General features: G+C 53.2%; 10 protein-coding genes and 1 pseudogene. 10 read left to right on the top strand and 1 reads right to left on the bottom strand.

Annotated features, from left to right (window positions below; all coding sequences use genetic code 11):
- The first annotated feature begins 11 nt into the window (after positions 1-11).
- The 5 genes and pseudogenes from ACTID9_RS21375 to ACTID9_RS21355 all read left to right on the top strand — a co-directional run bounded on the left by ACTID9_RS21375 (position 12) and on the right by ACTID9_RS21355 (position 4648).
- Positions 12-1646, top strand: a complete 1635-nt coding sequence (locus ACTID9_RS21375; RefSeq protein ID WP_441066891.1) for an amidohydrolase — start codon at positions 12-14, stop codon at positions 1644-1646.
- A 94-nt stretch (positions 1647-1740) separates the two neighbouring features.
- Positions 1741-2187: a copper amine oxidase N-terminal domain-containing protein gene (locus tag ACTID9_RS21370; protein WP_441066890.1), complete on the top strand. Its 447-nt coding sequence runs from the start codon at positions 1741-1743 to the stop codon at positions 2185-2187.
- Between the two features lie 111 nt (positions 2188-2298).
- A pseudogene (gene tnpA / locus ACTID9_RS21365) lies at positions 2299-2662 on the top strand (IS200/IS605 family transposase).
- A gap of 2 nt (positions 2663-2664) precedes the next feature.
- On the top strand, positions 2665-3756 hold the full coding sequence (gene tnpB, locus ACTID9_RS21360; protein ID WP_441066889.1) for an IS200/IS605 family element RNA-guided endonuclease TnpB: 1092 nt from the start codon (positions 2665-2667) through the stop codon (positions 3754-3756).
- Between the two features lie 34 nt (positions 3757-3790).
- Positions 3791-4648 (top strand): glycosyl hydrolase family 18 protein, encoded by an 858-nt coding sequence (locus ACTID9_RS21355; protein WP_441066888.1) that lies wholly within the window; start codon positions 3791-3793, stop codon positions 4646-4648.
- 56 nt (positions 4649-4704) lie between these two features.
- Here ACTID9_RS21355 and ACTID9_RS21350 read toward each other — a convergent pair whose 3' ends face one another.
- Positions 4705-4932 carry a hypothetical protein gene (locus ACTID9_RS21350; protein ID WP_441066887.1) on the bottom strand — a complete coding sequence of 76 codons (228 nt, stop codon included), beginning with the start codon at positions 4930-4932 and terminating at the stop codon, positions 4705-4707.
- 230 nt (positions 4933-5162) lie between these two features.
- Here ACTID9_RS21350 and ACTID9_RS21345 point away from each other — a divergent pair, with 230 nt between their 5' ends.
- The 5 genes from ACTID9_RS21345 (at position 5163) to ACTID9_RS21325 (ending at position 11556) form a co-directional block, all read left to right on the top strand.
- Positions 5163-6509 carry an L-cystine transporter gene (locus tag ACTID9_RS21345; protein ID WP_441072681.1) on the top strand — a complete coding sequence of 449 codons (1347 nt, stop codon included), beginning with the start codon at positions 5163-5165 and terminating at the stop codon, positions 6507-6509.
- A gap of 222 nt (positions 6510-6731) precedes the next feature.
- On the top strand, positions 6732-7346 hold the full coding sequence (locus tag ACTID9_RS21340; RefSeq protein ID WP_441066886.1) for a DUF2306 domain-containing protein: 615 nt from the start codon (positions 6732-6734) through the stop codon (positions 7344-7346).
- A 108-nt stretch (positions 7347-7454) separates the two neighbouring features.
- Positions 7455-7946, top strand: coding sequence for a MarR family winged helix-turn-helix transcriptional regulator (locus tag ACTID9_RS21335; protein WP_441066885.1), 492 nt, complete (start codon positions 7455-7457; stop codon positions 7944-7946).
- A complete protein-coding gene (locus ACTID9_RS21330) occupies positions 7943-9670 on the top strand; it encodes an ABC transporter ATP-binding protein (RefSeq protein WP_441066884.1) in 1728 nt (575 codons plus the stop codon). Before ACTID9_RS21335 ends, ACTID9_RS21330 begins: the two co-directional genes overlap by 4 nt.
- The gene (locus tag ACTID9_RS21325) at positions 9667-11556 is read left to right on the top strand and encodes an ABC transporter ATP-binding protein (RefSeq protein WP_441066883.1); all 1890 of its coding nucleotides are present in this window, start codon (positions 9667-9669) and stop codon (positions 11554-11556) included. The genes ACTID9_RS21330 and ACTID9_RS21325 overlap by 4 nt, the downstream gene beginning before the upstream one ends.
- Positions 11557-11813 lie beyond the last annotated feature (257 nt).

The following is an 11813-nucleotide window of genomic DNA, read 5'->3' as shown; positions in this document are numbered from 1 at the left end:
AAGTGAATGGAATGGGAGATTTGCAAGGAAAGGCAGCCGAAATCGTCCTCACGAGCAACGCGGTCTTCACCGGTTATGGGGATGCACCGAGCCCGGGAGCGGTGGCGATCGCGGGCAACCGGATTTTGGCCGTCGGGACGGAGGACGAGATTCGTCCGTTGGTGGGACCTGAGACAAAGGTGCTGGCTTATGAAGACAAGCTGATCATGCCGGGGTTCCACGACTTCCACGTGCATGTGCTGCTGGGAAGCCTGGAACAACAATGCATCAATCTGCTGTCGGCCAAATCGGAGGAAGAAACCGCTCAAATGGTCAAGGCGTATGCGGATGAGCATCCGGAGTATCCATGGGTGATCGGTTTCAGCTGGTACCATGTTCACTGGGATGAAAAAAAGCTGCCGCATCGCTCGACGCTGGACAAGTATATTCCGGACCGTCCGGTATTTTTGTTCAACGCGGAGTGCCACGGGGCATGGCTCAACAGCAAAGCGCTTGAGCTGGCTGGCATTACGCGCGACACGCCTGACCCGCCGTTTGGCGAGATTGCGCGCGACGAGAACGGCGAGCCGACGGGCTTCCTGTACGAAACGGCGATGGCGTTGGCCAAACAGGCATTCGAATTCCCGACCGAGCGTCGGATCAGCCTTTTGCAAGGGTTCCTCGACCATGCGGCACAGCTTGGCGTCACCTCGGTGGGCGACATGTTCCCGCTGGTGACGATGGAGCTTGGCGATCTCGACATGTACCGGCAGTTCGAGGAGATGGACCGGCTGACCGTGCGCATCCACTTTTTGACCGAGCTGGACGGCGATCTGGAAAAACCGCGGAAGCTGCGTGAAACGTACCGTTCCGAGAAGCTGCAGTTCGCCGGTTTGAAAAATTTCCTGGATGGCGTGCCGACGACGTATACAGGCTATTTGCTCGAGCCGTACGCGGATCGTCCCGATACGTGCGGGGACACGCTCATTCCGAAGCATGTCATTGAGGATTGGACCGTGCAGGCTGACCGCGAAGGCTTCCGCATCCGCTATCATGCGTGCGGCGATGCGGCCGTTCGCCTGGGACTGGATTGTTTCGCGGAAGCGCAGCGGCAGAACGGGGCGCGCGATTCGCGCCATACGATCGAGCATATCGAAGTGCTGCATCCAGACGATCTGCCCCGCTTCAGTGAGCTTGGCGTGATTCCATCGATTCAGCCGGAGCATCTGGCATCCGACACGTTTGCCGGACATACGTATTTGGCGCGTCTTGGCCCAGAGCGAAGCCGCCGTACCTGGCCGATCAACAGCCTGCAAAAATCCGGGGCAACACTCGCGTTCGGCAGCGACTTCCCGGTGGTCGGACTCGATCCGATCACGGAGCTGTACCGCGCCGTGACCCGTCTGCATAACGACGGCCAACCGGAAGGCGGCTGGAATCCGGAAGAGCGGATCAGCATGGCCGATGCCTTGCGCGCATACACGTCGGGTGCCGCTTACAGCAACTTCCGCGAGCACGATTTGGGCACGCTGGAAGCCGGCAAGCTCGCCGACATCGTGGTGCTCGACCAAAACCTGTTTGCCATCCCGCCGGAGCGAATCCGCGACACCAAAGTCTCCCTGACCATGATGGACGGCAAGATCGTTTATCAGAAGGAAGAAGAGTAACCAATTCAAGCTAGCTGCCGTCCTATTATGTGGGACGGCAGTTTTTTTCTCGAAAGCCGTTCACCCCGACCCCCAGCAGGCATTGTAACCGCTTTTGCGTAATTTTCTTGACCAAATCCCCTCACTTCCATTACAGCATCCGCTCAGCTTCTTTATCGAGCCAACCAACATGAAAGGGTATAACATGGTGCCGTTCCGGGCAATCGCAGAGGCGATCGGCATCACGGTCGAATGGGACGGGGCGACCAGCACGATCACGGCGAGCAAGCAGACGAGCCAAAAGAAGACCACGGTCGTGCTGCAGCTGAACAATCCGGTAGCGACGGTGAACGGCGTTCCCGTGCAGCTGCCGGTAAGTCCGGTGGAGCAGAAAGGTTACACGCTGGTGCCGCTCAGCTTTTTCAGCCAGCGGTTTGGGGCCCATGTGAACTGGAACGGCGCCACCCGGACCGTCACCATCGCCTCAGCGCAAGAGGATCTCTACACCATGGGATTTTATCATTCGTGCCGTAAAACCCTTGTTTTAGCTATGGGGATATAAGGCAAATTTCTCTGCATCTCCTGTAGGGGGGGGGCTAAGAGCAAACGAAATAGTGTTCTTTTTTTGAATGCTTGCATTAGATAAAATGTCTAGTGGTATTATTAACCATAGATGATGGTTTTGAGTAGATCAGTGGAGAGTGACCACAATATCGTAGTTGACTGTAACTATCACGTTGGCTTTTGCCCGAAGTATCGTAAAAAAGTTTTTAACAGAGCCAGTAGACATTCGGTTAAAAGAGTTGTTTCTTGAAAAGGCAATCGAACTACGTACTGAAATTGTTGAAATGGAAATCATGCCTGATCACGTTCATTTGCTCATCAAATGCGATCCGCAATTTGGAATTCACCGAGTTGCCAAACATTTGAAGGGCTATACATCGAGAGTGTTGCGGATGGAATTTAGGCATCTAAAAAACAGGCTCCCTGATGTGATGAAGAAATACATTGAGTCTCAAAAAGAAAGGGGTGATTGAATTTGCACAAAGCGTACAAGTTTCGTTTGTACCCAAATAAAGAACAAGCCATCCTCATTAACAAAACAATCGGATGCACGCGCTTTGTATTCAATCACTTTCTTGTGAAACGAAAAGAGGCTTACGAACAAGAAAAGAAAACGCTGAATTACAACGACTGTTCGGCTATGTTAACTCAACTAAAAAAAGAGTTTGAATGGTTGAAAGAAGTAGATTCTACTGCTCTACAATCCACCCTGAAAGATTTGGATTCCTCGTACAAAAAATTTTTCAAGGAGAAAAAAGGCTATCCCAAATTCAAAAGCAAGAAGAATCCAAAGCAATCCTACACATGCAAGATGAACATCAAAGTGGATGGGAATCGCATCAAACTTCCCAAACTTGGATGGGTTTCATTTGCCAAGTCCAGAGAAGTGGAAGGGCGCATCCTTTCCGCTACGATCAGACGCAGTCCCGCAGGGAAATACTTTGTATCTGTTCTTTGTGAAACAGAGATTCAGCCACTACCAAAAATCGAACAGACAGTCGGAGTTGATCTTGGTATCAAGGATTTTGCGATTCTCTCTACTGGTGAGAAAGTGGGAAATCCCAAATACTATCGCAAGTATGAAAAACAATTGGCCAAGTGGCAACGGATTCAATCCCGCAGACAAAAAGGCAGTAAAAACCGTGACAAAGCACGTATCAAAGTAGCACGACTCCATGAAAAAATCGCAAATACCCGCAATGACTTCCTGCATAAATTGTCAACCAAGCTTATCAACGAAAACCAAGTGATCTGTTTGGAGGACTTGCAAGTAAATCATATGGTCAAAAACCACAAATTAGCAAAATCCATTGCAGATGCGTCATGGTCTATGTTTCGGACGATGCTGGCGTACAAGGCGCAATGGTATGGCAGAACAATCTCGATTGTCGGGAAACAATTCCCTTCTAGCCAACTCTGTTCCACCCCTACCTGTGGCTACCGTAACAAAGACGTGAAAAACCTGAAAATGCGACAATGGACATGTCCAAACTGCGGTGTCCAACATGACCGTGACCAAAATGCTGCCATCAATATTGAGCGAGAAGGACTTAGATTGTTGGCATAGCCAACTGAACTGTGGGGCACACAGGGATAGCTTGGTGAATTTCCCCTCGTTAGGAGGGATTACCCAAGAATCCCCTGCCTTTAGGCGTGGGGAGTGTCAAGCGATTTCGTCCTTTGCAGAGCGGGCGCTCATCCCAAGCTTTGATTCGGTGGCGTTCGGCTGGAGCCGGATCGACGCGGATGGCAACGTGACGGTAAACGGAAAAGACTTTTATTGGCCGCAGGCGGCAGGCGACACGACGCCGGAAGGAATCATTGATGCCGCCGCTGGCCAGGGGACAGCCCCTTTCCTGATGGTATACGCAGGGGATGCGGCAGGAGAGCTGACAAAGCTTTTGGAAACGAAAGACTTGCGTGACCGCGCGATCCACAACATCCGCAAGCTTGTGGAAGAAAAACGTTTTGCCGGGGTTGTCCTCGATTTCGAGGGACTGGGAATGAATGACGACAACCCGCAGGTCAAGCAGAAATACAACGAATTCGTAAGCCAGCTTGCTGCAAAACTGCATCCGAGCGGCATTCAGCTTGCCCTGGCGCTGCATCCGCAAAACGGGGCGTTTAAAGGCTATGATTACGCAACGCTAGGCAAAATCGCCGATCTCATCGTCGTGATGGCGTACGCCTACGAGAATGAAAAGCAGCCAGAGCCGTTGGACCGGGTTAACGAAGCGATCAAGCTCGCGGTTGGACAAGTGCCGAAAGACAAGCTGCTGCTCGGGATTTCCATGGGCAGCGAAAATGCGCAGTCCGTCAACAGCAAGATCGGGCTGGCCAAACGGTACGGGTTAAAAGGGATCGCGCTGTGGCGCCTCGGTTTGATCGGACAGCCGGCGATGGCCGAGATGCAAAAAACCGTTCAATGGAAAAGCGCTGTTCAAGTGACCCATAGCTGAATTTTTATACGATGACAAAAGGCATGTATCCCACGAGGAATACATGCCTTTTTTTCTTATTGCATACCACGTCGGTGGGGCTGCTGCTGCCGGTAGTGCTCCATCATCCGCCGGTGATGGTACGCGCGCATCCGGTGGTAGTGTTCATGCTCGGCCAAGCTGTGATAACGTTGGCCATGTACGCGATGCCCATGCTGCTCGTGCATCCGCATGGTGCTGAAGTGATGGGCCATGTTCAAATGATGCTGCATACGCTGTCTGTGATAATCAATCGGATTCATCAATGCGCCTCCTCTCGTTATCGGTGCAATTGGTTTATCGTATGAAAATCGGCTCTGACATGCATAGACGAAGACCACGGAAAAAAAATTTTGGTAAAGAAAAGCATTAATCCTACTTGACAGATAGGAATTATCGTATTTTAATAAGGATATACAAAAGAGAGACCATTACGTTTCGGAAGTGGAGGGGAACTCCGGTGGCAACATTGCTCATACTGGTAAATATTATTTTCATGCTCGCTCTCATTGTTGGTTTGTACGCTTTGCAAAAGAAACATGTGTCGTTCTCCAAGCGTGTGTTCATCGCACTGGGAGCAGGTATCATTTTCGGGCTGGTTCTGCACAGCGCCTACGGCAAGTCCGATGCGCTGAAAACGTCCATTGACTGGTTCAACATCGTCGGTAACGGTTATGTCAAACTGCTGCAAATGGTCGTCATGCCGCTCGTCTTCGTATCCATCGTTTCGGCTTTCACCAAAATGAAGCTGACGCAAAACATCGGGAAAATCAGCACGCTGGTGATCGCTCTGCTGGTTGGAACCACGGCTGTCTCGGCAGCGGTCGGGATCACCAGCGCGTATACATTCAATTTGCAGGCTGGCCAAATCACGCAAGGCGAGACGGAAGCCGCCCGCGCCGATGCGCTGGTCAAGAAAATGGAAGGCATTCAGGACATGACCTTCCCGCAAAAAGTCGTCGAGCTGCTGCCGGCAAATCCATTCCAGGATTTCACGGGTGAACGCGCAACATCGACCATCGCGGTCGTCATTTTTGCCGGATTCATCGGTTTGGCTTACTTGGGCGTAAAACGGAAAAACGCGGAGCAAGCCGCTCTGTTCGCCAGCATGGTCGATTCCTTGTACGCGATCGTCATGCGTGTCGTTACGATTATCCTGCGTCTGACGCCATACGGCATTTTGGCGATCATGACGCGCGTTGCGGCAACCAGCGATTACAATGCGATCTGGAACCTCGGCAAGTTCGTCGTCGCTTCTTATGCAGCATTGATCGTCGTCTTCATCATTCATCTGCTCTTGCTGACCGTAGCAGGTCTCAATCCGGTTACGTATGTGAAAAAGTCGCTGCCTGTTCTCACATTTGCCTTCACATCGCGTACGAGTGCAGGAGCTTTGCCGCTCAATGTCAAAACGCAAAAATCGCTTGGCGTTCCTGAAGGGATTGCCAACTTTGCCGGATCGCTCGGTCTGTCGATTGGCCAAAACGGCTGCGCAGGTGTATATCCTGCGATGCTCGCTATCATGATCGCACCGACTGCAGGGATCGATCCGTTTACACCGGCCTTCATCTTGACCGTAATCGCGGTCGTTGCCATCAGCTCCTTCGGGGTGGCGGGCGTCGGCGGTGGCGCAACATTCGCCGCTCTTCTGGTGCTTTCCACCTTGAATCTGCCTGTAGGCTTGGCGGGTTTGTTGATCTCGGTTGAACCGCTGATCGATATGGGCCGCACCGCCTTGAACGTCAGCGGAAGCATGACGACGGGCATTCTTACCAGCAAAGCGACAAAAGAGCTGGATACGGCAGCATTCCATGAACACAATGAGCAGGCTGTGGAAGCGTAAGCGACCACAAGCCCAGCGTAAAAACGAAACAGGCAAAAACAATTTCCCAGCCGTCTGTGCATGCAGGCAGGCTGGGATTTTTTTGTGGCAACTTTTAAGAAATTTTTTCGATTTGCATAAGGGGCACGTAAGGTCTGGCGGCTACCATGGTGAAAGAAATTCGGTACGGCATACCGGGAAGGGACGTGTGTGATGAAACGAAAAAAAGGGAGCGTCGGTCGGATGATCCTTTTTGCAGTGATCGTGATCGTCGGGCTGGCTGCCGCTGCACCTTATGCGACGCTCGATCCGGCACTGAGCAGGATCAAGCTGGACACAGGATACCCGCTGCATTATCCGCTTCTTGTGGTGCACATTTTTACCGCACTGATCGCGCTTTTGACAGGGCCGTTTCAATTTTTGGCGAGATTGTGCAAGACCCGGCTGCCGCTGCACCGGCTTTTGGGCAGCGTGTATTTGGCTTCGATCTTGGTCAGCGGCGCAACGGGGCTTGCGGTCGCTTTCCACGATGGCAGCTTCACCAAACAGATGGCGTTCGTCACGCTGTCTGCGCTATGGCTGCTGACGGCGTGGCGCGGCTACCGGACCATTCGACAGGGGGATGTGGCGGGGCATCGCGTCTGGATGATGCGCAGCTACGGAATCACGCTGGTGGCGGTTACTGCGCGGCTCGCTGTGCCTGTGTGCATCCTGTTCTACGTGGCGGCAAAAGGGCTGCCGGGAACCGCCGGCATTGCCCGGATGATCGATGCTATTTTGCAGGTCAACATCTGGCTGGGGATCATTTTGAATCTGGTCATCATGGAGTGGAGCCTGATTCGCAAAGGTAACCGGTAGGCAAAAAAACGATTGACAGCAGCGAGAGCCGCTCCATATAATTAGTTTGCTTAAATAATTGTATTACAAATTAGTTGCAAACCTAATTATGTAGTTGAGGTGGAAAACATGTCTTTGGAACATCATCCAACAGCACAAAAGCTGCTGCAATCTCTCATGCAATTCCGCAAAGCATCGTGGCAATTGCGCTCGATCGAAGGATGCAAGCCGAGCGAACTCAGGGTGCTGTTTTGCCTTCACAAAAATGTTACCCCGGAAAATCCGGTCATGAAAGTTTCGGACATCAGCAAGCGTCTGCAGGTGACTTCACCGACCATCACCCAGCTGATCAAAAGCCTTGAAGCGGATGGGCTGGTCGAACGCAACATCGATCCAGCCGATCGTCGTGCCGTCGGCATCAAGCTGACGGAGTTCGGGGAGGCTGTCACGAAAAAGGCGATAGAAGCGCTTCATACCCGGATGAACGGTCTGATCGAGTATCTTGGAGAAGAAGACAGCAACCGTTTGTCTGAGCTGTTGCAAAAAGCATCAGACTATTTTCATCAGCGCGAGGCGGGCATTGACCCGATGCGTATGCATGGAGGTGAGGAAGACGAATGACCAAGCTTTTCCGTTTGCTCAAGCCATACCGGTTGCAGGTGGCTGTGATCTTGCTGTTCGTTTTTCTGCAATCGTTCGCGGAATTGTTTTTGCCGACCTTGATGTCTGACATCGTCGACATCGGCGTGGTGAAAGGGGATATTCCGTACATCCTCAAAATCGGCGCCTTCATGCTGCTGGTTGCGGCAGCGGGTGCGTTCTGTTCGATCGGCGCAAGCTTGTTGTCAGCCCAGTCTACAGCCGGGTTCGGCAAAATTTTGCGCGGCAAGGTGTTTGCGCGCGTGGAAAGCTTTTCGCTGCATGAAGTGGATAAAATCGGCACGGCTTCGCTGATCACGCGTACAACCAACGACATCACGCAGGTGCAGCAAGTGCTGACGATGATGCTGCGCATGATGGTTATGGCGCCGATGATGTGTATCGGCGGCATCGTGATGGCCGTCAGCAAAGACGCCAAGCTGTCGCTCGTCTTTGTCGTGGTCATTCCGGTATTGGTCGGCGCGATTTTTTTGGTTGTGCGCAAAGGGATTCCGCTGTTCCGAATCATGCAGGGCAAGCTGGACAAATTGAATCTGGTCGTGCGCGAGGGGCTGATCGGCATTCGGGTGATCCGCTCCTTCAATCGGCTGGACTATGAGAAAAAACGCTTCACGGAAGCCAACAGCGGCGTGACGGATACGGCAATCAAAGTCAACAAAATCATGGCTGCCCTGATGCCGACGATGATGCTGGTCATGAACGTTTCGATCATTGCGATCGTCTGGTTCGGCGCGATCCGCATCGACAACGGGCACATGCAAGTGGGCGACCTGATGGCCTTCATCCAGTATGCGATGCAAATCTTGTTTTCGCTGATCATGGTGTCGATGATGTTCGTGATGATCCCGCGCGCGCAAGCATCTGCCGTGCGGATCAACGAGGTGCTCGAGATGGAGCCGGACATTACGGATGCTGCCGATGTGAAGGAAGCAGGAGCTTCTCATGGGCTCGTCGAGTTCAAGGATGTTGTTTTCAGCTATCCAGGTGCGGAAAAGCCCGCATTGTCCGGCATCACCTTTACCGCCAAGCCAGGGGAGGTAACGGCGATCATCGGCGGGACCGGCTCAGGGAAAACGACGTTGATCAGCCTGATCCCGCGCTTCTATGACATCGACAGCGGCAGCTTGCTGGTGGATGGCGTCGATGTGCGCGAGATGGCACAAGACGCGCTGCGCCAAAAAATCGGCTTCGTGCCGCAAAAAGCGGTCCTGTTCACCGGAACCATCGCCGATAACATCCGCTATGGCAAAAAAACAGCAACGGACGAAGAAGTGTGGCATGCCGCCAGCATCGCGCAGGCGAGCGGATTCATCGCGGAGATGAAGGACGGCTACGACTCCATGATCGCGCAGGGCGGGACCAACGTGTCCGGCGGGCAAAAGCAGCGTCTGTCGATTGCGCGCGCCCTGGTTAGAAAAGCGGACATCTATATCTTTGACGACAGCTTCTCCGCGCTTGACTTCAAAACAGACGCCTTGTTGCGTCAGGCGCTGCGTACGGAGACAACGGATTCGACCGTCTTGATCGTCGCTCAGCGCGTCAGTACGGTAATGGATGCCGATCAAATCATCGTGCTCGATGAAGGGAAGATCGCAGGCATCGGCACGCACAAAGAGCTGATGGCCAGCTGTGAGGTTTATCAGGAAATCGTCTCTTCACAGCTTTCGGAGGAGGAGATCGCATGAGTGGACCACAACGAAATCAAGGGATGGGCTTTGGCCCGCCAGGCAGAGGTCCGGGCGGCGGTCCGATGGCGATGTCCATGCCGGTGCAAAAAGCCCGTGACTTCAAAGGGACCTTAAAGCGCCTCAGCCGCTACTTGCAGCCGCGAAAATACCAGCTGACAGCCGTACTTTTTACCGCAATTCTCAGCACCGTATTTAGTATCGTCAGCCCCAAAATTATGGGGACCGCGACGACCCGGTTGTTCGAAGGAATCATGGACAAAGTCAACGGCGTGCCGGGTGCGCATATCGATTACGACTATATCGGACAAATCATTTTGATCCTCGGCGGCCTGTATGTTGCAAGCGCGCTGTTCGGCTATTTGCAGCAATATTTGATGGCGGGCGTTGCCCAGAAAACGGTATACGATCTGCGCAACGAAGTGAACGACAAGCTGTCCCGGCTGCCGCTTTCGTTTTTTGACGCACGGCCGCACGGGGAAATATTGAGCCGCGTCGTCAACGATGTGGATAACATCAGCAATACGCTGCAGCAAAGCTTGACACAGCTGATAACCTCGATTGTCACAATCCTTGGCGTCATCATCATGATGCTGACGATCAGCCCGCTGATGACGCTGATCCTGGTCATCACCCTGCCGGCCAGCTTCATGGTGACAAAAGCGATCGCCAAACGGTCGCAAGTGTATTTCGTCGGCCAGCAAAAATCGCTGGGCGAGCTGAACGGCCATGTGGAGGAAATGTACACCGGCCACCGCATCGTCAAAGCGTTCGGCCATGAGCAGGAATCGATCGAAACGTTCCATAAAATCAACGACAAGCTGTATGATTCCGGCTGGCGCGCCCAGTTCATTTCCGGGATCATCATGCCGCTCATGTCGCTGATCAACAACATCGGCTATGTGCTGGTCAGCGTGGTCGGCGGCGTGCTCGTCACGCAAAACGCGATCAAGATCGGGGACATCCAGGCGTTTATCCAGTATGCGCGCCAATTTTCCATGCCGATTACGCAGACCGCCAACATCGCCAACATCATCCAGTCGACGATCGCATCCGCAGAGCGGGTGTTCGAGCTGTTGGATGAGCAGGAAGAAGTCGCTGAGGCGAATGTGCCTGTGACTGTTGAAGCGCCGCGCGGAGACGTGCGTTTCCACGATGTCACGTTTGGCTACAAAGCGGGCGAGCCGTTGATTGAAGGGATGAACATCGACGTCAAACAAGGGCAGACCATCGCCATCGTCGGACCGACCGGGGCGGGAAAAACCACGCTGATCAACCTCTTGATGCGCTTTTACGAGCTAAACGGCGGCAAGATCACCATCGATGGCGCGGACATCTCCGAAATGAAACGCGGGGAGCTGCGCAGCTTGTTCGGGATGGTGCTGCAAGAGACGTGGTTGTTTAACGGGACGATCCGGGAAAACATCGCGTACGGACGGGCGGGCGCAACCGATGAAGAGGTCGTGCAAGCTGCAAAAGCCGCACACGCGGACCACTTCATCCGCACGCTGCCGGATGGCTATGAGACGGTCCTCAATGAGGAAGCCTCCAACATTTCGCAAGGGCAAAAACAGCTGCTCACCATCGCGCGCGCAATTCTTGCGGACCCCGCGATCCTCATCCTCGATGAGGCGACAAGCAGCGTCGACACCCGCACAGAGGTGGCGATCCAAAAAGCGATGAACAGCTTGATGAAAGGTCGAACCAGCTTCGTCATCGCCCACCGCCTCTCCACCATCCGCGACGCCGACCTGATCCTCGTCATGAACAAAGGCAGCGTCATCGAAAAAGGCAACCACGAACAGCTGCTGGCCAAAGACGGCTTCTACGCCGACCTGTACAACAGCCAATTCGCAGCCACCAACCGGGAAAAGGAAGTCGTGTAAAAGTATAAAAAGAGGTTGAGCAGCAAGTGCGACTGCTCAACCTCTTTTTATACTCAAGATTTTTTTATATTATTATATTATTATTTTATCCCGAAGCGGGAGTGTTGACGCAGCACGGGATTTGGGAAAAAAGTGGCGCGCAGCCTTTACCATGCCCGCCAGGCGGAGCCAAAAAACGAAAACGTCTTTCGCGCCACATCTACTTCCTTGAGAAGCATCCGCCGCGCAGCGTGTGGCATTTGGGGCGCGGTTTTCGT

The organism is Brevibacillus fluminis (assembly GCF_052072235.1).
Classification (GTDB): domain Bacteria; phylum Bacillota; class Bacilli; order Brevibacillales; family Brevibacillaceae; genus Brevibacillus_D; species Brevibacillus_D fluminis_A.
Note: the sequence above shows the minus strand (reverse complement) of the source record. Positions and strands in the feature narration are given on the sequence as shown.